The 19,722-nt window shown below is 73.3% G+C and carries 21 protein-coding genes; 5 read left to right on the top strand and 16 right to left on the bottom strand.

Features of this window, described 5'->3' with window-relative positions:
* The first annotated feature begins 95 nt into the window (after positions 1 to 95).
* Positions 96 to 1,457: an FAD-dependent oxidoreductase gene (locus D6270_RS32160; RefSeq protein ID WP_109162206.1), complete on the top strand. Its 1,362-nt coding sequence runs from the start codon at positions 96 to 98 to the stop codon at positions 1,455 to 1,457.
* A gap of 15 nt (positions 1,458 to 1,472) precedes the next feature.
* Here D6270_RS32160 and D6270_RS32155 read toward each other — a convergent pair whose 3' ends face one another.
* On the bottom strand, positions 1,473 to 4,085 hold the full coding sequence (locus D6270_RS32155; protein ID WP_204117023.1) for a SpoIIE family protein phosphatase: 2,613 nt from the start codon (positions 4,083 to 4,085) through the stop codon (positions 1,473 to 1,475).
* A gap of 84 nt (positions 4,086 to 4,169) precedes the next feature.
* Positions 4,170 to 4,781, bottom strand: a complete 612-nt coding sequence (locus D6270_RS32150; RefSeq protein ID WP_109162208.1) for a hypothetical protein — start codon at positions 4,779 to 4,781, stop codon at positions 4,170 to 4,172.
* Positions 4,782 to 4,971: 190 nt separating this feature from the next.
* Here D6270_RS32150 and D6270_RS32145 point away from each other — a divergent pair, with 190 nt between their 5' ends.
* Positions 4,972 to 6,201 carry a helix-turn-helix domain-containing protein gene (locus D6270_RS32145; protein ID WP_109167185.1) on the top strand — a complete coding sequence of 410 codons (1,230 nt, stop codon included), beginning with the start codon at positions 4,972 to 4,974 and terminating at the stop codon, positions 6,199 to 6,201.
* A gap of 105 nt (positions 6,202 to 6,306) precedes the next feature.
* Positions 6,307 to 7,314, top strand: coding sequence for a PHP domain-containing protein (locus D6270_RS32140; protein WP_109162209.1), 1,008 nt, complete (start codon positions 6,307 to 6,309; stop codon positions 7,312 to 7,314).
* A 100-nt stretch (positions 7,315 to 7,414) separates the two neighbouring features.
* Here D6270_RS32140 and D6270_RS32135 read toward each other — a convergent pair whose 3' ends face one another.
* Entirely contained in the window at positions 7,415 to 7,606 is a 192-nt protein-coding gene (locus tag D6270_RS32135; RefSeq protein WP_109162210.1) for a DUF6381 family protein, read from the bottom strand.
* A 100-nt stretch (positions 7,607 to 7,706) separates the two neighbouring features.
* Positions 7,707 to 8,912: an FUSC family protein gene (locus D6270_RS32130; protein ID WP_109162211.1), complete on the bottom strand. Its 1,206-nt coding sequence runs from the start codon at positions 8,910 to 8,912 to the stop codon at positions 7,707 to 7,709.
* A gap of 128 nt (positions 8,913 to 9,040) precedes the next feature.
* On the opposite strand from D6270_RS32130, the gene D6270_RS32125 reads away from it, so the two are divergent.
* Positions 9,041 to 9,223, top strand: a complete 183-nt coding sequence (locus D6270_RS32125; protein WP_109162212.1) for a DUF6480 family protein — start codon at positions 9,041 to 9,043, stop codon at positions 9,221 to 9,223.
* Positions 9,220 to 9,888 carry an endonuclease gene (locus tag D6270_RS32120; protein ID WP_109162213.1) on the top strand — a complete coding sequence of 223 codons (669 nt, stop codon included), beginning with the start codon at positions 9,220 to 9,222 and terminating at the stop codon, positions 9,886 to 9,888. Before D6270_RS32125 ends, D6270_RS32120 begins: the two co-directional genes overlap by 4 nt.
* Before the next feature lie 174 nt (positions 9,889 to 10,062).
* Here D6270_RS32120 and D6270_RS32115 read toward each other — a convergent pair whose 3' ends face one another.
* The 12 genes from D6270_RS32115 to D6270_RS32060 form a co-directional block, all read right to left on the bottom strand.
* On the bottom strand, positions 10,063 to 10,242 hold the full coding sequence (locus D6270_RS32115) for a hypothetical protein (protein ID WP_109162214.1): 180 nt from the start codon (positions 10,240 to 10,242) through the stop codon (positions 10,063 to 10,065).
* A gap of 87 nt (positions 10,243 to 10,329) precedes the next feature.
* Complete coding sequence (locus D6270_RS32110) at positions 10,330 to 10,722, bottom strand: hypothetical protein (RefSeq protein WP_109162215.1); 393 nt, start codon at positions 10,720 to 10,722, stop codon at positions 10,330 to 10,332.
* Positions 10,723 to 10,847: 125 nt separating this feature from the next.
* Positions 10,848 to 11,594 carry a hypothetical protein gene (locus tag D6270_RS32105; RefSeq protein ID WP_109162216.1) on the bottom strand — a complete coding sequence of 249 codons (747 nt, stop codon included), beginning with the start codon at positions 11,592 to 11,594 and terminating at the stop codon, positions 10,848 to 10,850.
* A gap of 55 nt (positions 11,595 to 11,649) precedes the next feature.
* On the bottom strand, positions 11,650 to 11,844 hold the full coding sequence (locus tag D6270_RS32100) for a hypothetical protein (protein ID WP_015613051.1): 195 nt from the start codon (positions 11,842 to 11,844) through the stop codon (positions 11,650 to 11,652).
* Between the two features lie 117 nt (positions 11,845 to 11,961).
* Positions 11,962 to 12,849 (bottom strand): phosphatidylinositol-specific phospholipase C/glycerophosphodiester phosphodiesterase family protein, encoded by an 888-nt coding sequence (locus D6270_RS32095; protein ID WP_109167186.1) that lies wholly within the window; start codon positions 12,847 to 12,849, stop codon positions 11,962 to 11,964.
* A gap of 207 nt (positions 12,850 to 13,056) precedes the next feature.
* Positions 13,057 to 13,296, bottom strand: a complete 240-nt coding sequence (locus tag D6270_RS32090) for a hypothetical protein (protein WP_109162217.1) — start codon at positions 13,294 to 13,296, stop codon at positions 13,057 to 13,059.
* Positions 13,297 to 13,309: 13 nt separating this feature from the next.
* Positions 13,310 to 13,990: an ABC transporter ATP-binding protein gene (locus D6270_RS32085; protein ID WP_109162218.1), complete on the bottom strand. Its 681-nt coding sequence runs from the start codon at positions 13,988 to 13,990 to the stop codon at positions 13,310 to 13,312.
* A complete protein-coding gene (locus D6270_RS32080) occupies positions 13,983 to 14,918 on the bottom strand; it encodes an ABC transporter ATP-binding protein (protein WP_225977097.1) in 936 nt (311 codons plus the stop codon). Before D6270_RS32080 ends, D6270_RS32085 begins: the two co-directional genes overlap by 8 nt.
* A 50-nt stretch (positions 14,919 to 14,968) precedes the next feature.
* Entirely contained in the window at positions 14,969 to 15,829 is an 861-nt protein-coding gene (locus D6270_RS32075; RefSeq protein ID WP_109162220.1) for an ABC transporter permease, read from the bottom strand.
* Complete coding sequence (locus D6270_RS32070; protein WP_109162221.1) at positions 15,822 to 16,787, bottom strand: ABC transporter permease; 966 nt, start codon at positions 16,785 to 16,787, stop codon at positions 15,822 to 15,824. Before D6270_RS32070 ends, D6270_RS32075 begins: the two co-directional genes overlap by 8 nt.
* 23 nt (positions 16,788 to 16,810) lie before the next feature.
* The gene (locus D6270_RS32065) at positions 16,811 to 18,427 is read right to left on the bottom strand and encodes an ABC transporter substrate-binding protein (protein WP_109162222.1); all 1,617 of its coding nucleotides are present in this window, start codon (positions 18,425 to 18,427) and stop codon (positions 16,811 to 16,813) included.
* A gap of 129 nt (positions 18,428 to 18,556) precedes the next feature.
* Positions 18,557 to 19,696, bottom strand: coding sequence for an acyltransferase domain-containing protein (locus tag D6270_RS32060; RefSeq protein WP_225977012.1), 1,140 nt, complete (start codon positions 19,694 to 19,696; stop codon positions 18,557 to 18,559).
* Positions 19,697 to 19,722: the final 26 nt, after the last annotated feature.

Genomic DNA, 19,722 nt, shown 5'->3' with positions numbered 1-19,722 from the left:
GGCTTACGGTGTGGGGTGGAGACTAGTAAGCCAACCCTTACCTCCGACGTACGCTGTACCTGCCCGCGTTCGCCCGCCTTAAGGATCACCACGCCATGACACGCCCCGTCCGCGTCGCCATTGTCGGAGCCGGCCCTGCCGGTATCTACGCTGCGGACGCGCTGCTCAAATCCGAGGTCTGCCAGGACCCGGGGGTCTCGATCGACCTGTTCGAGCGCATGCCCGCGCCCTTCGGTCTGATCCGCTACGGCGTGGCCCCCGACCACCCCCGGATCAAGGGCATCGTCAAGGCGCTGCACCAGGTGCTGGACAAGCCGCAGATCCGCCTCTTCGGCAACGTCAGCTACCCCGACGACATCGGCCTGGACGACCTGCGCTCCTTCTACGACGCGGTGATCTTCTCCACCGGTGCCGAGGCCGACCGGGCCCTCGACATCCCGGGCATGGGGCTGGACGGCTCCTTCGGCGCGGCCGAGTTCGTCTCCTGGTACGACGGGCACCCCGAGGTCCCGCGCACCTGGCCGCTGACCGCGGAGAAGGTCGCCGTCCTCGGCGTCGGCAACGTGGCGCTGGACGTGGCCCGGGTACTGGCCAAGACGGCCGACGAGCTGCTGCCCACCGAGATCCCGGACAACGTGTACCAGGGCCTCAAGGCGAACAAGGCGCTGGAGGTGCATGTGTTCGGGCGGCGTGGCCCGGCGCAGGCCAAGTTCAGCCCGATGGAGCTGCGGGAGCTGGACCACTCCCCCAACATCGAGGTCATCGTCAACCCCGAGGACATCGAGTACGACGAGGGCTCCATCGCCACCCGGCGGGAGAACAAGCAGGCCAACATGGTCGCGCAGACCCTGGAGAACTGGGCGATCCGCGATGTCGGCGACCGCCCGCACAAGCTCTTCCTGCACTTCTTCGAGTCCCCGGTCGAGATCCTCGGCGAGGACGGCAAGGTCACCGCGCTGCGTACCGAGCGCACCGAGCTGGACGGCACCGGCAACGTCCGGGGCACCGGCACGTTCACCGACTGGGACATGCAGAGCGTCTACCGCGCCGTCGGCTACTACTCGGAGGAGCTGCCCAAGCTCCCCTTCGACGTGGCCTCCGGCACCGTCCCGCACGAGGCGGGACGCGTCATCGCCGGTGACGAGCACATGGCCTCGGTCTACGTCACGGGCTGGATCAAGCGCGGCCCGATCGGTCTGATCGGCCACACCAAGGGCGACGCCAACGAGACGGTCGCCTGCCTGCTGGAGGACCGCGCCGCCGGCCGTCTGCCCGAGCCCTCGACGCCCGCCCCGGAGGCCGTCGAGGCCTTCCTGGAGAGCCGGAACGTCCGCTACACGACGTGGGAGGGCTGGCACAAGCTGGACGCCCACGAGCAGGCGCTCGGCGCGGCGCAGGGCCGTGAGCGCGTCAAGGTCGTGGAGCGCGAGGGCATGCTCGACGCCTCCGGCGCCTGATCAGGCGCTCACTCCTCAGGCCGGGTCCGGGGCACTCGCCGTGCCTCCCGGGCCCGGCCCGCGGAACGTCCGCCACAGGCCCGGCGGGGCGGTCTCCCGGGACGGCGGCGGCGGCGCCTTCTCCGGGACGTGCGTCCAGCGGGCGGCCAGCAGGATCGCGATGTCGTCGGGGCGGTCCGTGGCCTGTCTGGCCTCCCCGGTCACCCGGTCCGCCAGCTGGGCCAGCGGAACGGAGCCGGTCCCTGCGATGGTGGCGCGCAGCCGTTCGATGCCCTCGTCGATGTCGGTCCCTGGCCGTTCGATGAGCCCGTCGGTGAACAGGGCCAGCACATCGCCCGGGTCGAGTTGCAGCTCGGTGACCGGGTACGTCGCCTGCCCGTCGATGCCGAGCACGATGCCGCCCGGCAGGTCCAGCACCTCGGTCCGGCCGTCGGGGTGCCGCAGCACCGGCTGGGGATGCCCGGCCCGTACGGCGCGGGCCCGTCCCGTGAGCGGGTTCAGCGCGATGTAGCAGCAGCTGGCGAACTGTCCCGGGTCGAGATCGATGAGCAGCCGGTTGGTGCCGCTCACCACCTCCTGCGGATCGTGGTTGCTGAGGGCGAACGCCCGTACCGCACTGCGTAGTTGTCCCATGGTGGCGGCCGCCGATACACCGTGGCCCTGGACGTCGCCGATGACCAGGGCGAGTTCGTGGCCGGTCTCGATGACGTCGTACCAGTCGCCGCCCACCTCCATGCCCTGGGTACCGGAGAGATAACGCCCGAGCGTGTCGACCCCGTCGACCTCCGGCAGCCCGTGCGGCAGCAGGGCGTCCTGGAGCCCCCGGGCCAGCGCCGACTCGCTGTCGTACCGCTGCGCGCGTTGCAGGGCCTGGGCGATGAGCCCGGCGAGGGCGGTCAGGACGGTGCGCTCCTCCGGGCTGAACCCGCGCGGCCGGTCGAAGCCGAGGATGCACGAGCCGACGGGCCGTCCCGAGGCGATCAGCGGCAGGAAGGCCCGCGCCCCGATGTCGGTCTCCATCGGGATGCCCGGGTAGGCGTCGGCCAGGCGCTGCATGGACTCGAAGAAGAGCGGGCGGCCGGTGGTCAGGGTCTCCACACCGGGGATGGAGACATCGAGTCCGACCCCGTCGAAGCGGTCGAGGAACCCTTTGGGGAACCCCGTCTCCCAGGCCAGGTGGAGGTGACGCTCGCTCAGCAGGTAGATGGCGAGCTGCCGGCCGCCGAACGCGGGGAGCAGCTCCTCGGTGACCACGGCGGAGACCTGACGGGCGGTGACCGCCTCGGTGAGCGCGATGGCCAGGGCGACCGGCCGGTAGAGCGCGGAGGACCGGTCGGCGGTGGAGCCGATGCCCAGGCCCGGCGAGGTGATGGAGCCGGGGGTGTACGCGGGCTGTTCCGTGGCCTGGAACACCACGCTCAGCCCGTCGTCACCCGGGTACAGCGAGACCGACAGCCAGACGGACTCGGCCCGCCGGGCGAGGAAGTGGACGGGTTCGTCGGAGATCAGGGCCGCCCGGCAGTGGTCCTCGTACGCGGGATGCCCGAACCACGGCAGCGCCTCCCAGACGACATGGCCGACCAGCTCGGCACGTGAGCGGCCCAGCAGCTCCTCCGCGAGCGCGTTGGCGTACGTGAGGCGCCCGCTCCGGTCCAGGGAGACGATCCCCCGGGGCAGCCGGTCCGCCGCCTCCGCGATGACGGGTCCCGCACCGAAGTCGACGACGAAGCCGCTCAGGTGGCTCTCGGCGCTCTCCCCGTCCGGGTGCGTCCAGCGGCCCGAGAGCTCCAGCAGGTGGTACCGGCCGTCGGGGCCGCGCAGCCGCATCCGGCGGACCACCGGATCCGCTGACTCCACCGCCTGCCGGGCCAGAGCCCACAGCCCGTACACGTCCTCCGGTACGAGGCGTTCGGCCAGCGCGTCGACGGTGCCGGGGAACTCCGCCGGCTCGGTGCCGAAGATCGCGCACAGGTCGTCGTCCGCGGTGAGGGAGCCCGAGTGCAGGTCCCAGTCGAAGCTGCCGACCCGCACCGGGGGCGCGGGGGCGGCCGGCAGCTGGACGGGGATCGGTTCCTTCTCCCAGACGACGGGAAGGGACCGCGCGTCCAGGTCGGTGAGCGCGGCGCCGAGCCGGCGGCCGAGCCCCAGCAGCCGCTCCCCGTCGGCTGGGTCGACCTGCTCGCCCGGGGTGGCGGCCCGCAGGACGGCCATCACGCCCATGCTGCCCTGCGGGCCGGTGATCGGGACCCAGAGCGAGCCGAAGGGGAACGGCAGCCCGGCCATCAGCTGGGGGAAGCGCCGCATGGCCTCCTCCGCGTCGGCGAGCAGGACGGGCCGTCCGGTGCGGTAGGCCTCGGAGACGGGGAAGGGCCGGTTCACATGCATCCGCCACCAGGGCCGGAACAGCGGCCCCGGCAGTCCGGCGAGGGCGGCGAGGCGCAGCAGTCCCGGCGTACCGGTGCGGAGGTAGATGCCCCCCGCGTACCCCCCGGCGGACTCGACGGCGCTGACGACCGCCTGCGCGAGTACGAGGGACAGCTCGTCCGGTACTCGGCCGCCTCCGTCTCGCCCGGCCGCGGCCCCGCTTCCGGGGGACGGGGTGGGCCGGGTCGCATCGTGCCGGGTCACACAGCCAGCATGCTCCCGGGGGCGGGGGCCGCGCACGTCGGCGGACCGGCCGGAACCCCGTGCCGGCCGGTCCGCCGACGGGTCTCAGTGGAGCTCGGCGACGGCGGTTCCGGCCGTCTTCCTGAACCCCTTCAGCGGGGCGCCGTCCAGGTCACCCAGCTGTCCCCACTCCAGGACGGTCACCGTGCGGCCGTCCCGGCCGACCGCGTGGAGGCCGATGTCGGTGGAGCCCGCCTCCGGGTGGGAGGTGTCGATGCTGTAGATGTGCGCGCCCTCCGCCACGTTCACCCGACCGTGGTACCGGCTGACCCCCTCCAGGCCGGGGTCCTGCTCCTTCAGCCGGTCCAGGCAGGCCGCCAGCGCGGTCCGCAGCTCGGTGGCGAGCGCCTTCGCCTCGGCGGTGGTGGGAGCGACGGTGATCGTCTGCCGGGCCCCGGTGTCCAGTTCGGTACGGAAGTCCCGGTGGCGGGTGCCCTTCGCCGGGGTGGTCCCCGCCGTGCAGAGGGAACCGTCCTCGGGCAGGCCCTTACGGACCGGCCCGGCGGTCCAGGGGGTGTGGGAGGCGGGCCACTGCGCGGCGGAGAGGAACTTGGGCGCGGACGCGGCGGAGGCGGGGGCCGTGGGCAGTGCGGTGACGGCGAGCCCCGCGACCGCGGCGGTCAGGAGCGCGGTGCGGAGCGTGCGGGTGGTGCGCATGGATGAACTCCCCGTTCAGGTGGTCGATCGGTCGGACCGGGTGGTGCGGCACCAGCGTGGGCCGGGTCTCCGGGCGGCGACAAGCACGACACGGGTTCCGCCCGGCCCGGAACCGTCCCACCCCCGGTGACGTGGGTGTTCTCGGTGGGGTGGAACGCGCCCCGGAACGGCCAGGGAGGTCGATCGGGTGGTGAGCGAGCACGGAACGGGCGAGGAGCCCGCACGGGAGGCTCTGGCGGAGCGGCTGCGGGAGCTGAGGGAGGGCTCGGGCCGGACGTACGCGTCCCTGGGCCGCCGCGTCGGGGTGAGCGCCTCGACGCTCCACCGCTACTGCACGGGCCGGACCGTACCGGCGGAGTTCGCCCCGGTGGAGCGGTTGGCCCGCCTGTGCGGCCGCACGGGCGAGGAACGACAGGCCCTTCACCTCCTGTGGCTGCGGGCGGACGCGGAGCGGGTGGAGCGGCAGGAGGCGGGGGTCCTGGGCGTGGCCGCGGGCCAGGAGGACCCGGACCCGACGGCTGCGGAGCCCCTGGACCCCGCGGGCCCGGAGGCCCTCGGCGACCCGCCGTCGCCCGCGCCCTCGCCCGTACACCGCGACGAGCACCGACCCGACCCCGCACCCCCAGGGCCCCGCTCCCCCTCCGTACGCCGGTGGGTGCCGCCGCTCACCGCCTGTGCCGCCGTCGCCGTCCTGGCCCTCGTGCTGATCGTGGCCTTCGGCGACCCCTCGCGGCCGGATCGCCCCGCGCCACCGGCCCCGGTGGCGCGGCCCGCCGCTCCCCCGTTCACCTGGACCACCGACGACCACGTCTGGCGGTACGGCTGCGGGCACGCCTACCTCGTCGCCCGTCCCCCGGGCGCTGTCCCCCCGCCACCGGCCGAGGCCGACGCGGAGGGCTGGGCGAAGGCGCTCGGCGCGGTGCACGCGGGTGAGACCGGCGTACGGATCACCCTCCAGGGCACGGGCGAGCAGGCGGTGGTCCTGGAGGCGCTGCGGATCCGGGTGGTCGCGCGGCGGGAGCCCGCCGAGGGGCGGGTGCACCGGATGAGTTCCGGGTGCGGCGGGGCGCTCACCCCGCGGATGTTCGACGTCGACCTCGACGCGGAGCGACCGGTGGCCCGCTCGGTGCCGGGCAACGACACGGGGGAGCCCATTCCGGCGGTCTCCTTCCCGTACCGCGTCTCGGCCTCGGACCCCGAGGTCCTGCTCGTCACCGGACGTACGGCCCGCTGCGACTGCGACTGGGTGGCGGAGCTGCGGTGGAGCGGCGGGGGCCGGTCCGGCACGGTACGGATCGACGACGACGGGCGCCCGTTCCGTACGAGTGGCGCGCCGGGGCGGCCCGTCCACGACTACGACTTCACGGCCGAGCGCTGGGTGGCGGGAGCGGAGGAGGCCGACGCCTCACCGGGCTCCTGACACCGGGGTGCGGTGGCCGTTCGGGCGCCGCTGCGGCCATCCTGAGGGCAGGCGGCCCGGCCGGGTGACCTGCGGGGCGGCCACCGCTCCCACCTGGAGGTGCCGATGGATCCCGTCACAGCGCTGCGGCGTATCGCGTTCCTGCTGGAGCGCTCGCAGGCCGCCACCTACCGGGTGAAGGCCTTCCGGACGGCCGCCGAGGCCGTGACCGCGATGGCCCCCGGAGAGGCGGCCGAGCGGGTGGCCGCGGGGACCCTGGAGCGGGTCACCGGGATCGGGCCTCGCACCGCCCAGGTGATCCGGGAGGCCCAGGCGGGTGAGGTCCCGGGCTATCTGGAGCGGCTGGAGGACCAGGCAGCCGCCGAACCCGTCCCCGCCACGGGCCAGGAACTCCTCTCCCTGCTGCGGGGCGACTGCCACCTCCACTCCGACTGGTCGGACGGCGGCAGCCCGATCGAGGAGATGGGCCGCACCGCGGCGGATCTGGGACATGACTGGGCGGTGCTCACCGACCACTCGCCCCGGCTGACGGTGGCCAGGGGACTGTCGCCCGAGCGGCTGCGGGAGCAACTGACGGTGGTGGCGCGGCTCAACGAGGAGTGGGCGCCGTTCCGTCTGCTCACGGGGATCGAGTGCGACATCCTCCCCGACGGTTCGCTGGACCAGGAGCCGGAGCTGCTGGAACAGCTGGATGTGGTGGTGGTCTCCGTCCATTCCAAGCTGCGGATGGACGCGGCCCCGATGACCCGCCGCCTGGAGGCGGCCGTACGCCATCCGCAGGCGAATGTGCTGGGCCACTGCACGGGCCGCCTGCTGTCGGAGCGCGGCAGGCCGCAGTCGCGGTTCGACGCGGACCGGGTCTTCGCGGCCTGTGCCGAGGCGGGGACGGCAGTGGAGATCAACTGCCGGCCCGAGCGGCTGGACCCGCCCCGCCGTCTGCTGCGCAAGGCCGTGGAGGCGGGCACCCTCTTCGCCATCGACACCGACGCGCACGCCCCCGGCCAGCTGGACTGGCAGATCAACGGCTGCGCGCGGGCCGAGGAGTGCGGCGTACCGGCGGACCGGGTGGTGACCACCTGGCCGGTGGAGCGGCTGCTGGAGTGGGCGGGGTGAGTTCCTCCGTGCGCCCGGAAGATGCGCCCGGACAAGCGCGCACATGGGGCCGCCCGCCCCGGAAGGAGTCCGGGGCGGGCGGGCACCGCGTGCGACGTACCTACTTCTGGGGGTAGACGTCTCCGGCGGCCATGCCGCTCTGCTGCTCGCTGCGATCCCGGATCGTCCGGGACTTCTTCTCCAGCCGCTCGCGCTCCTGCGGGTCGCTCGCGCGTTCCGCGGCCTCGGCGAGCTGCTGGGCCTTCTCACGCATCTGCCGCGCCAGGTCGGCGGGCTCGTCCGAACCGCTCATCACCACTCCTTGGACATATCCCTGGTGGGAACCGGACCACTGCCCCCAGCGAACCAGTGACCGGAGCCTTCCGCATCCCGCGCGCCGCGCCGGGGGCGGCTCATGTGCCGCTCCGGCCCAGCCGCCGGACCACGGCGCGCAGCCGGGGGTGGCGTTCATGGGCCTCGGCCGAGCGGCGGTCCAGCTCCTCGCCCAGCCGCTTCGTCCGCTCGTCGATGTCCAGCTCGGCCAGCACCCGGTCGATCTCGGCGAGCAGGGCCCCGTGCAGCTGCCACTGGCGCGGATGCTCCTGTACGTCCTCCAGCAGCAGGTCGGCCACGCGGTCGCGGGTGGCCCGGCTGCGGGCGAGCGCTGCGGAGAGCCGGTCCTCCGCCGCCTCGGCGTCGGCGGCGAGCGGAGCGGTGACGAGTTCGGCGAAGCTCTCGATGGCGTCGGCGAGCCGGCCGAAGAGCTCCTGGAGGAGGCCCGCCACATCGGCGGGGAACAGCGCCTCCTCGGTGCGGGCCTTCGCCAGATCGGTGAGGGTCCGGGAGAGGACCCGCAGCACGACCGCGCAGATCTCCAAAGTGTCGAGTCCGGTGCGCAGGACGACCCGGTAGAGCAGCCCTTGTCTCACCCTAGGGTTGAGGGTGAGACTTTCCTCCGCCTGGCGGAGCGAGGCGTCGACCTCGACGATGTCGTGGTCGAGTCTGCGGGCCTCGTGGAGCCGGGCCGCCGCCCGGGGGACGGGGTTGTTCCCCACCACCTCCTCGCCCATGCTGCGGAGCATCGCGCCCATCCGGCCGGCCAGGGAGCCGATGGAGGTGCCGGCCGAAGCGACCCAGACGGGCGGCGCGAAGACCAGGTTGAACAGCAGCCCGACCACCGCGCCGATGAGCGTCTCCCAGACCCGGTCCCAGGCGGTGTCGGCGACCTGGGCGACGCCCAGCACGAGCATCGCGCTGATCGCCACCTCGGGGACGAACTCGTTGACCCGCACCAGCCGCCCGATCAGCAGCGAGGTGAAGATGGTCAGCCCCAGACTCCACCAGGTCAGCCCCACCAGGGAGCTGAAGGCGATCGCGATGAGCACGCCGACGATGACGGAGTTCACGCGGCGGATGCCGGTGGTGAGGGTGGCGTAGAGGGTCACCTGCACGACCAGGAGCGCGGTGAGGGGGGCGGTCAGCGGCGCCGGTTCGGGCAGGGCCCAGACGGCGACGGAGTAGGCGATGACGGCGGCCGCGGTGGAGCGCAGCGTCTGGACCCCCGCGGGTTCGGTGGTGCGCTGCACGAGCTTGATGACGGGCGCGGAGACGGCGGGCATCCTTTGACCGTGCCCCGTTTCCCCCGCGCACAGCGCTCCGCGCCCGGGGTGCCTCCGTACGGCCCTGTGCCGGAGCCCCCGCCTGCGCACGGCGTGCGCGCGGGCGGAGACCGGGGGACTCTGGATGCATGGCTGTTCTTCTGAATCCCCCCACAGAGACGCCCCCCGCCGAGGGCTCCATCGGCGAAGCCCACGAGGAGCGTCCGGACGGCGGTGTCTGGGAACACCCGGCCGTCTGGATCAGCCTCATCGTGCTCGGCGCGCTGCTGGTCGCCGGGTTCTTCGTCGCGCGGGTCGTCGGTCTGGCATGAGCGGGACGCGACCGCCCTCGGCACGCCGGATCGCCGACGCGCTGGTGGCGGAGTGCGGCCGGACGTACGCGGAGGAGGCGGGTATCCGGCTGAGGGACACCCCGCAACCGCTCTACCAGCTCCTGGTATTGAGCCTCCTGCTCTCCGCCCGTATCCGCGCCTCGGTCGCCGTCGCGGCCGCCCGCGCCCTCTTCGACCACGGCATGCGCACCCCGCGCACCATGGTGGACGCGACCTGGCAGCAGCGGGTCGACGCGCTGGGCGAGGGCCACTACCGGCGCTACGACGAACGGACCGCCACCCAGCTCGGTGAGGGCGCCCGACTCGTCCTGGACACCTGGCGGGGCGATCTGCGCCGGTTGCGCGAGGAGGCCGACGGCGACCGGGACCGGCTGATGGAGGGGCTCCGGCGCGTGCCGGGCATCGGACCGGCCGGGGCCGACATCTTCGTACGCGAGGTGCAGTCCCTCTGGCCGGAGACCGGCCCCTGGCTGGGCGCGAAGGCGCTCCAGGGTGCCGAGCGGCTGGGCCTGCCCACCTCCTCCGGCAGGCTGGCCCGGGCGGCACGCGGGCACGACGACGCGACGTTCGCTGCCGCGCTTGTGCGGGCGGCGCTGGACAAGCGGACCGTGGACACGGTCACGGAGTCGGCGCGGGCCCGCTGAGTCGGCACGCCGCCGATACGCCGCGAGACACCGCCCGTAAACGAGAGCCCCCGCACCCCGCCGACGCTTGCCCGTACGCGGAGAGAAGCCCCGCACGCAGCGCGGGCGCCTCGTACGCGCGGAGGCGCCCGCGCCGTACGCGGTGAACGCGACGGCACGGGCGCCCCGGCACCCTCAGCGGTCGAAGGCCCCTCGCAGTGCGCGGGCCCGCTCTTCCTCCCGGCGGGCCGCGTCCTGCTCCTGCCTTCCTTCGGACTTCAGCCGCTCGTCGCCGAGAGCGATGCCGTCCGACTCCTTCTTCATGCCTTTCGGCCGACGCGCCTTGGCGCGGGCCATGTCGGTGCTCCTCCCCACAGCCGCCTCCGTACCGCGAGGAGATGCACGCTTCTCCTCCTCTATGCCTACGGGCACAGCCGAACGCAGAAGGCCGCCGACGACGGCTCAGATCACCGGGCCGTCGCCCTCGTCCTCGGGGCCGCCGGCCTCGACCCGCAGCGCCAGATCCTGGAGGACGTCGGCCGACGAGACGTCCGTCTGCCCGGAGTCGTGCACCTGCGCCAGCATCGTGAACGCGAGCGTGAAGGCGCTCACGAGCTGTTCGACCGCGCCGCCGACCTCCCGGCCGACCACCGTCACCACCTCCTCGACGGAGAAATCGTCGGGGATGGCGATGTGGGGCATCGTCTCGTTCAGCAGGGCGGTGACGGCGCCCGCTCCCGTATCCAGGTCTTCCCGTTCGAGGTCCGCCTCCAGCAGGCGCTGCATTTCGCGCGCCTCTGTGAGGATGCCGATCACGCGCTTCACGACTTCCCGTTGCTCCATGGCCGCGAGCATAGGCCGTACGCACCGCTCACCACGTGCGGTGGTGCGCACTTCCGTGCGGCGTCAGCCCGCTTTCCCCGCTCCTCAGCGGGTGTTGCGAACGGGCAACGCGCCGAGCCGCGCGCCCGTCCGCCCGCCTATCCGCGCGGCGGGGGCTGCCGGTGCGAGCGGTTCTCCAGCATGGCCCGGCGGATCCTGGCCGCCGCCGCGTGGGCGTGCTCCGGGGTCGCGGTGCCGTCGGCGACCGAGGTGACGAACCGGTGCAGCGGCTGCCGGCAGCGCGGGCACGGGGCGTCGGTGGTGACGAGGTGGCCGTCCTCGCACTGCGGGTCGGAGCAGGAGCCGGGCATCAGCAGCTGCTCGGCGATGTCCTGGGCGCTCCACCGGCGGCGGCCGTCCTCGTCCTTCTCGTTGAGGGCGTGGGCCCAGCGCAGGTTCCAGCGGCGTTCGATGCGCTCACGGAGGAGACCGGCGCTGCGGTTGCGTTCCAGCTCCTGGTGGATCAGGTCGTGGACCGTGCTCGGGACCCGGCCGCCGAGCGCCTGGAGGAGCTGCTGCGGCAGCGCCTGGAGGACATAGCCGCGCGGGTTGCTCTTGGCGCTCTCCCGCCAGCGGTCGCAGCCGCAGGAGCCGTCGTGCCGTTTCGGGGCGTGGCACCGGCCGCACAGGCCGCGGCACTCGGCGCACACACCGCCGTCGAGTCCGTCCAGATGGGGCGCGGGCGCCCGGCCGCAGACCCGGCAGCACGCGGCGCACGGCCCGCAGAGCCGCTCGTCGCCCGCCTTCGTCGTCCAGGTACGCATCTGGCACCGGCAGCAGAGGCCGGTGTTGCAGAACTCGTGGTGGGCGGCGCCCGAGTGCCGTCCGGGGGGCGGAAAGGACATCTGCCCATTGTGCGCGATCGCCGGGCACCGTGTGGACGGGCCGGAGGTCACGGGGTCAGGGGTGCAGGCCGCTGACCAGGTTGGCGGTGGCTCCGATCCCGTCGTGGATGGTCGGCGCCATGCTCGTACTGGCCAGCAGGAAGCCCAGCAGGGCACAGACGATCGCGTGCGAGAGCTTCAGACCGCCGTTACGGAGGAAGATCACCGCCAGGACCGTCAGCAGCAGCACCAGTGAGATCGAAATGACCATGGCCAACCTCCTCCGCCGCGCCGGATTTGCGGCATTCGGCCGCCAGTGTGGCGCAGCGGAGCGACCGTTCGGCGCACTGGCGTGTCCGCCGAACGGGTACTCCCGGGCTGTGCGGTGTTACGGGGCCGGGGCCGCGCCCGCCCGTGCGCGGAGGAAGCGTTCGAGCCCGGCCAGGTCGTCGGTGTTGAGGTGGTCGACGCCGGCGGCCAGGAGCTCCCTCCACACGGCCTCGCGCTCGGGGCCCGGCAGGTCGGGGGTGGCCCAGAACCGGATGCGGCGGCCCTCCCGGTGGGCGGTGGCGACGAGGGTACGGAGCCGGTCGCGCTCGGCACGAGGGAAGGAACCGGCTCCGAGCCAGCCGAAGGACTGGGTCCAGTTGGCGCTGACCAACGGGATGAAGGAGGCGGGCGACGCGGTGCCGAGGTCGTCGAGGCGTCCGTCGTAGAAGGCGAGGCGGGTGCGCTGGGCCTCCATCGGCGCCCGGGCGGCACGGTCGCCCGAGATGACGGCGGTGACCGCACCGGGGCGGACGCGGCCGTGGTGGTAGCGGGTGAAGAGGGTGCGGTAGCGCGCGAGTTGCCGGTCCAGTTCGCGGTAGGCGGCGACGCCGTCGGCCTTGATGTCGATGAGCAGTTGCAGGGGCTGCCGGTGGTGCGGGTGGACGCTGCCGTGTCCGGCGCGGACCAGGGCACGCAACGGTTCGAGGTAGAGACCGGCGAGGGTGCGGCTCGGGTCGGTACCGGCGAGGTCGTGGGCGACCAGCAGCTCCCCGTCGACGAGGAAGATGTCCGCCTCGACGCTGGTGAACCCGTGCGCGAGGGCGTCGTACAGGGGGTGGGGGTGCAGGTAGTCGTTGTGCGCGTGGGCGTGCCGGAGGGGCCGGGGCCCGGGCGGGCGGCCCACGGCGGCCGGGGACGCCGCGGCCACTCCGGCGGGAGCGGCGATCACGGCGGCGGCGGTGGCGAGGGTGACGGTGAGGGCGCGGCGGCGGGTCGGGGCGGGCAGCGCTGACGGGGCTTCCATGAGGGCTCCCTGGAGCGGTCGGCCGGGCGGGGCGCCCGGAGCGGGCCGGACGCGACGAGTATGGGGCCGGACGGAACGAAAGAGTCAGGTACCTGCCAACTGTTGGCGGGGTGGACTCCCCCGCGTCGCGTCTGCGTCACGTCCGGGCCCCGGCCAACCGTGGGCGGCCGGGGCCCGGATGTCTCGGTCTCAGTTGCCGGAGTGGTCGACGACGTTGCCGTTGGAGCAGTTGTTCACGTGGTCGGAGACGTAGTCACCCGTGACCGGCACCACGGCGACCTCCTGGAGGCAGACGGCGGCGGCCGTGAAGTTCCAGTTGTTCGCGGCGTTCACGCCGCCGCCGAAGTTCGCGTCGTTGTCGGCGTGGGCCACGGGAGCGGCGAGGGACAGGGCGAGAACGGGCAGGGCCGCGATCATGATCTTCTTCATGACCGGTCAACGATCATGGAACGGGCAGGTTCCGCCCCGACTCCACCCCGGCACTCCAACGGACCGTCCGGTCGCACCAGCGCTCCAGCAGGACACGGTCATGGCCGACGGCCAGCAGCGCGGCGCCGGACTCCGCGCGGTACGCCTCCACCACCGCGACCAGCGCGGCCGTCGTCGAGGCGTCCAGCATCGCGGTCATCTCGTCGCAGATCAGCAGCCCCGGCCGCAGCACGAGCGCCCGCGCCAGGCAGGCCCGCTGGAGCTGACCGTCACTCACCGCATGGGGGCGGCGCTCCAGCAGTTCGGCGGAGAGGCCGACCAGCAGGGCCAGTTCCGCCACCCGGGCCGGGACCTCGCGGCGGCGGCCGGTGGACCGGAGCGGCTGGGCGATGAGTTCGCGGAGGCTGAGGCGGGGGTCGGCGGAGAGCCGGGGCTGCTGGAAGACGACGCCCACGGCCGTGCGCTGCTCCTGCGGAGCTCGGTGGCGCCAGCCGCGTACGACCGTTCCGTCCAGGGTCATGGTTCCGGCGTCCGGGCGGTGCAGGAGGGCGGCCACCTTGGCCAGGGTGGACTTGCCGCAGCCGCTGGGGCCGAGGAGTCCGACCGCCTCGCCGTGACCGACGCTCAGGGAGACATCGCGGACGACGGGTTCGCGGCGGTCGTATCCGGCGGTGATACCGGACAGCTCAAGCATCGGCGGCCTCCTTCACGAGGGAGTGCGTGCGGCCGGTCAGCCCGTGGTGGCAGGCGAGTCGGTCGTCGAAGGCCGGGCGTTCGGCGGTGCAGCGGGTGTCCGCACGTGCGCACCGGGCGGCGAAGGCGCAGCCCTCGGGGAGCGCGCCGAGTTCGGGCGGCATGCCGGGGATGGGGGCGAAGTCCCGTTCGGGCAGGGCGTCCAGCAGGCCCTTGGCGTACGGGTGGCGGGGGCCGGGCGTGCCGAAGAACGGCCCGGCGTCGGCGATCTCGACGATCCGGCCCGCGTACATGACGGCCACCCGGTCCGCGATCCGCTCGGCCGCCGCCAGGTCATGGGTGATGATCAGCAACGCCCGGCCCTCGTCGGTGTGGCGGCGCAGCTCGTCCACCGTCCGCTCCACGAGGTCCCGGTCGAGTCCGGTGGTCGGCTCGTCGGCCAGCAGCAGCGGTGCGTCGCCGATCAGGGCGAGGGCGGTGGCGGCGCGCTGGGCGAGACCGCCGGAGAGTTCGTGCGGGTAGCGGTCGAGATGGCCGGCCGGGAACGAGGCCCGGTCCGCGGCCCGCACCGCCGCTTCCCGTACGGCGGCGGACCCGCGCACCCCCGTCAGCTCCCGCAGGGTCTCCTCCAGCTGGGCGCGGACGGTGCGCACCGGCGTGAGGTGGGCGGCGGGGCTCTGCGGTACGAGGCCGATGCGGCGTCCCCGTACCGTGCGGGCCAGCGTCCGCTCCCCCGCTGTCAGCAGGTCGATGTCCCCGCCGAGCACCGCGCTCCCCGTGGTCTGCGCGTTGGCCGGGAGCAGGCCGAGCAGCGCGGAGGCGAGCACCGACTTGCCGCAGCCGCTCTCGCCGACCAGGGCGAGGCACTCCCCCGGCGCGACGGAGAACCGGGCGCCGGTGACGGCGGCGATGTCCCGTCCGCCGCGCATCCGGAAACGTACGGAGAGGTCCTGGACATCGAGGACGGCGTGGTCGCGGGTCACAGCATCAGCTCCGATTTCCGGCGCGGGTTGATCCGGTCCCGCCAGGCTCCGGCGATCCCCGCCAGGGCCAGGGTCGGGATGATCAGGAAGAGCCCGGGGAAGAGCGTCGGCCACCAGTCCCCCGCGAGCAGCGAACCGCGCGCGGACTGGACGAGGTTGCCGAGGCTGGCCTGGTGGGCGGGGAGGCCGAGCCCGAGGAAGGAGAGCGCGGACTCGTGCCACATGGCGTGCGGCACCATGAGGACCGCCGCGAGCCCGGCCTGCGGCAGCACCCCGGGGAGCAGGTGGCGCACGATGACCCGGCCCCGGGACGCGCCGCCGGAGACGGCCGCGTCGATGAAGGGGCGCGAGCGCAGCGAGAGCACTTCGGAGCGGACGATCCGGGCGGTGGAGAGCCAGTGGGTGAGGGCCACCGAGATGATCACCGGCCAGACGCCGGGCCGGAACATCGCCACGATGAAGATGCCGAGCAGCAGGTGCGGCACCGAGGAGAAGGTGTCCACCAGCCGCATCACGATCCGGTCGGTCCAGCCGCCGAAGGCCGCCGCGAGGGCGCCGATGGCGGTGCCGATCACGGTGGCGGTGAGGGCCGCGACCAGGCCGACGAGCAGCGAGACGCGGAGCCCGTAGACACAGCGCAGCAGCAGGTCGCGGCCGACGTCGTCGGTGCCGAAGGGGTGCGCCCAGGAAGGCGGGTGGAGCTTGTCGGAGAGGTCGACGGCCTGCTCGTCGAGTTGGGCCAGCGGCGGCACGATGAGCACGGCGAGCGCGACGGCGACGACGATCGTCACGGAGGTGGCGACGCGGATGCGGCGGGTGGTGCGGCCCGGGAGGGGGGCAGGCGCTGTCTCAGCCATCGAAGGCCACCCGGGGATCGGCGAGTCCGTAGAGCAGGTCGGAGAGCAGGTTGCCGAGCAGGACGGCCGCCGTGGCGAGCACCGTCAGCGCGGCGAGCAGGGAGAAGTCGACCGAGGTGGCGGCCTCCACGGTGGCGGCGGCGATGCCGGGCCAGCTGAAGACCGTCTCGATGAGGAGCGCCCCGGTGATGAGTTCGGGGACGCGGGAGCCGATCAGGGTGAGCATCGGCAGCATCCCGGAGCGCAGGCCGTGGCCGAGGAGGACCGTGCGCTCGCTCAGGCCGCGGGCGCGCGCCCCGCGCACCGGGTCTTCGGCGAGGGCGTCGGTGACCCCTTGGCGCACGTACAGGAAGAACCACGGCAACTGGGAGATCCCGAGGACCGCGGCCGGGAGCACCAGGTGGGAGGCGACCTGGCCGAAGGTGATGGTCTCGCTGGCGGTGTCGGTGAGACCGCCGGCCGGGAGGACGCCCAGCTTCAGGGCGAAGAGCCAGATCGCGAGGAGGCCGAGCCAGAAGGCGGGGGCGGCCTCCAGGGTGTACGCGGCGGAGCTGACGCCCCGGTCCAGCCAGCCGCCGGGCCTGCGGGCGGCGAGGACGCCGAGTCCGGTGCCGAGGAGGATCGCGATCAGGAAGGCGGAGGTGGCGAGCAGGGCCGACCAGCACATGCGTTCGACGATGACGTCGGTGACGGGCTGGCGCATGACGGTGGAGTCGCCGAGGTCGCCCTGGAGCGCGGAGGTCAGCCAGTTCCACCAGCGGGTGACGAGTGGCTGGTCGACGCCGAGGTTGGCGCGGATCTGGTCCAGGTTCTCCTGGGAGGCGGTGAGGCCGGCGGTGCCCGCGTACGCCTTGACCTGGTCGAAGGGGGACGCGGCGGCGACGGCGAAGACGCCGAAGGTGACGGTGAGGAGGACCGGGACGGCGAACAGGGCCCGCCGTCCCGTCATCCGTGCCATCGGCCCCCAGGGGAGGCGGGGCTTCACTTCTCCGTGTCTCCGGTGCTCTCGGGCTTCCACTTCTCGACGTTCCACCAGGGGCCGGAGGCCAGGCCGTGGTCGTGCGGCTCGACCTGGGTGGTGAGGGGGCCGAAGCGGTCGTCGACGACGTAGAGGTGGTCGATGTGGGTGAGGAAGGTGTAGCCCGGGTTCTTCACCAGCTCGCGCTGGACGGTGTCGTAGGCCTTCTTCCGCTCGGCCTTGTCCCCGCTCTTGCGGCCCGCCTCGATCGCGGCGTCGACGGCCTTGTTGTCGTACCAGGCCATGTTGTTGAAGCCGTCGCCCGCGAGGGAGGACTTCAGCAGGGTGTACTGGTCGAAGTCGGGGTCGGCCGGGGAGCCGCCGCCCGCGAGCACGGCGTCGTGCTTCATGCGGGGCTCGATGACCTCCCAGGTCCCGGCCTCGGTGCGGATGTCGATGCCGGCCTTCTTGGCGTCGGAGGCGTAGGCGAGGGCGTGCTCCTGGCGGAGCTTGTCACCGCTGAGGTACCAGAGCGGGAAGGTGGCGCGCACCCCGTCCTTCACGCGGACGCCGTCCTTGCCCGGCTTCCACCCGGCCTCGTCCAGGATCTTCTTGGCGGCGGCGAGGTCGTGGGGGCGCTCGGTGCCCTGGGTGAACCACTCGCTGTCGGTGGGGACGGGCCCGTAGGCGGGCTTGCCGCTGCCGTTGAGGATGGCGTCGACCATGGTCCGGCGGTCGACCGCGACATCGAGGGCGCGGCGCACGGAGGTGTCACCGGCGACCTTGTTGTTGGTCGGCAGCGTCACCGTGCGGTAGTCGTAGCTGTTCGCGGCGTACGTCTTCCTGCCCTGGTCGCCCGCGAAGCCCTTGGCCAGGTTGGGCGGCAGGATCGCCCCGTCCAGGTCGCCGGAGCGCAGCCGGGTGGCGCGGACGTCGTCGTCCTTGATGATCGCCATGGTGAACTTCTTCACCTCGGGTTCGCCGCCCCAGTAGTGCGGGTTGGCGGTGAAGCTGAGCTTCTCGCCCTTGGACCACTTGGTGAGGACGTACGGTCCGGTGCCGATCGGCTTGGTGGTGAAGGCGCCGGTGTTGACGTCCTGCTCGCCCGCGATGTGCTCGGGGGCGATGGGCAGGACGGTGCGCTGGGCGAAGGGGGCGTAGGGGTACTTGAGCGTGAAGACGACGGTGTCCTCGCCCTTGGCCGTGACGTCCTTGACGGCGTCCAGCTCGGTGCGGGAGGGGTTGTTGGTCTTCGCGTCGAGGATGGTGCGGTAGGTGAAGACGACGTCCTTGGCTCCGAACGCCTTGCCGTCGCTGAACTTCACGCCCTGACGCAGCTTGTACGTGTACGTCAGCCCGTCCTCGCTGATCTCGGGCAGTGCGGTGGCGAGGGCCGGCTGGAGCTTCATGTCGGCGTCCAGGGTGAGCAGCCCGTCGAAGATCTTGGAGTTGCCGTCCTTGCCGTAGCCGAGCAGGGGGCTGAGGCTGTCGGGCTCGTAGGCGATGCCGACGACGGCCGAGGTGGTCCCGGTGCCGGAACCGGCCTTCGGGCTGTCCGGGTTGGAGCAGGCTGCCGCGGTCAGGGCCAGGGCGGTCGCCAGCGTGGCGGCGACCGCCCCCCGTATCGATCGGGCCGTCATACTCTGCACATCCCTGTTCAAGATCGACTGTTATTGCGAACAGTGTGCAATTAAACAGGATGTAAAAGGCCCCGGTACAGCCCCTCGCTCGGCGCCGAGCGGGAACAGGGACGGGAACGCGCCATGCTGTCAGCGCGGTCCCCGCGCGCCGTCACCCCCGCCGGGCACCGGGGTCCAGCCGTGCGCCATCCGCCAGTGGCCGCCCGAGCGCAGGTGGTCCACCACCGCGCGCTGGAGGGTCGTCCCCTGGGGCAGGCGGTCCAGGGCGGCCTGCCCGGGCGGGGCGTGGAAGACGAATTCCAGGACGTCGTCGTCCCCCTCCGGCGACGCCCCGAAGGGGCGGAAGCGGCGTTGGAACGCGAGGATGTTGGATCCCTCCGGGAGGTGTCCGGCCCACTGCCGGTCCAGGAGCCAGGAACTGCACGTGGCGTGCCGGAAGGGGGTCCCGGGGAAGTGCCGGGCGTGGAAGGGCCCCGCGGCGGCGAACGACGCGTCGCATCCGGAGGGGGTCAGCGGCCCGTCCCCGGGGATGTGCACCTGGAGGACCGGGTCTCCGTGGGCGGGCCCCCCGGCCGCCTCGGCGTCGCCGCCGCAGGCTTCCGCATCGAGGATCCCGCGCTCGAACTGGAGGCGGCCGAGCCGGTGCAGCGTCCCCCGGAAGTGCCGCACCATCCAACGCTGCCGGTCGAAACCGCCGGTGCCGTGCGCGAGACGGTAGCTCCGGAGTTTGGCGCCGAGGTCGGCGAAGGTGGCGGCCACCACGTCGTCGGGGATGCCGAGAGCCGTCTGCCGCGTCAGGGCCGCCGGGAGGGCCAGGACGAGGAGATGGACGTAGAAGTACCGTCCGGCGTCGCCGAGTCCGGCGGGTGCGTCGGGCCACGCGGGCGCGGGCCCCCCGGGCTCTTCGTCGGCGAAGAGCCGCTGATGGCAGCGGACCACCGCCTCCCAGCCGGTCCGGTCGTGCGCCAGGGCCGACAGGCCTTCGTACACCGGCTCGCGGTCCTGGTCCGGGACGGCGAGCAGGTCCAGCCGCCGGACCAGCTCGGCGGAGGACGGGAGCAAGGGGTCGGGGACGGGTGCGGCGGGCTGTTCGCGCAGCAGGTCCAGCCACCGGCGTCCCGCCGCCGGGTCGGACTGCGGGAGTGCGGTGGAGTGCGGGCGCTCGCTCGGGCCTGTCACCGCGTCGCCGCTCGGCTCGCTCATGCCGGCCGTCCCCTCGTCGCCCAGCCCGCTCATGCCCGCCGTCCCCTCGCCGCTCGGCTCGCTCACGCCGGCTGTCCCGTCGCCGCCCAGGC

Source organism: Streptomyces griseus subsp. griseus (assembly GCF_003610995.1).
Lineage (GTDB): Bacteria > Actinomycetota > Actinomycetes > Streptomycetales > Streptomycetaceae > Streptomyces.
This window is presented reverse-complemented; position numbering and strand designations above follow the sequence as displayed.

Bases quoted from the DNA above. Each gene is read 5' to 3' on its own strand.
- D6270_RS32160 (WP_109162206.1), top strand. From the start codon at position 96: ATGACACGCCCCGTCCGCGTCGCCATTGTCGGAGCCGGCCCTGCCGGT.
- D6270_RS32150 (WP_109162208.1), bottom strand. From the start codon at position 4,781: ATGCGCACCACCCGCACGCTCCGCACCGCGCTCCTGACCGCCGCGGTC.
- D6270_RS32140 (WP_109162209.1), top strand. From the start codon at position 6,307: ATGGATCCCGTCACAGCGCTGCGGCGTATCGCGTTCCTGCTGGAGCGC.
- D6270_RS32135 (WP_109162210.1), bottom strand. From the start codon at position 7,606: ATGAGCGGTTCGGACGAGCCCGCCGACCTGGCGCGGCAGATGCGTGAG.
- D6270_RS32130 (WP_109162211.1), bottom strand. From the start codon at position 8,912: ATGCCCGCCGTCTCCGCGCCCGTCATCAAGCTCGTGCAGCGCACCACC.
- D6270_RS32125 (WP_109162212.1), top strand. From the start codon at position 9,041: ATGGCTGTTCTTCTGAATCCCCCCACAGAGACGCCCCCCGCCGAGGGC.
- D6270_RS32120 (WP_109162213.1), top strand. From the start codon at position 9,220: ATGAGCGGGACGCGACCGCCCTCGGCACGCCGGATCGCCGACGCGCTG.
- D6270_RS32110 (WP_109162215.1), bottom strand. From the start codon at position 10,722: ATGCTCGCGGCCATGGAGCAACGGGAAGTCGTGAAGCGCGTGATCGGC.
- D6270_RS32105 (WP_109162216.1), bottom strand. From the start codon at position 11,594: ATGTCCTTTCCGCCCCCCGGACGGCACTCGGGCGCCGCCCACCACGAG.
- D6270_RS32100 (WP_015613051.1), bottom strand. From the start codon at position 11,844: ATGGTCATTTCGATCTCACTGGTGCTGCTGCTGACGGTCCTGGCGGTG.
- D6270_RS32090 (WP_109162217.1), bottom strand. From the start codon at position 13,296: ATGAAGAAGATCATGATCGCGGCCCTGCCCGTTCTCGCCCTGTCCCTC.
- D6270_RS32085 (WP_109162218.1), bottom strand. From the start codon at position 13,990: ATGCTTGAGCTGTCCGGTATCACCGCCGGATACGACCGCCGCGAACCC.
- D6270_RS32080 (WP_225977097.1), bottom strand. From the start codon at position 14,918: ATGCGCGGCGGACGGGACATCGCCGCCGTCACCGGCGCCCGGTTCTCC.
- D6270_RS32075 (WP_109162220.1), bottom strand. From the start codon at position 15,829: ATGGCTGAGACAGCGCCTGCCCCCCTCCCGGGCCGCACCACCCGCCGC.
- D6270_RS32070 (WP_109162221.1), bottom strand. From the start codon at position 16,787: ATGGCACGGATGACGGGACGGCGGGCCCTGTTCGCCGTCCCGGTCCTC.
- D6270_RS32065 (WP_109162222.1), bottom strand. From the start codon at position 18,427: ATGACGGCCCGATCGATACGGGGGGCGGTCGCCGCCACGCTGGCGACC.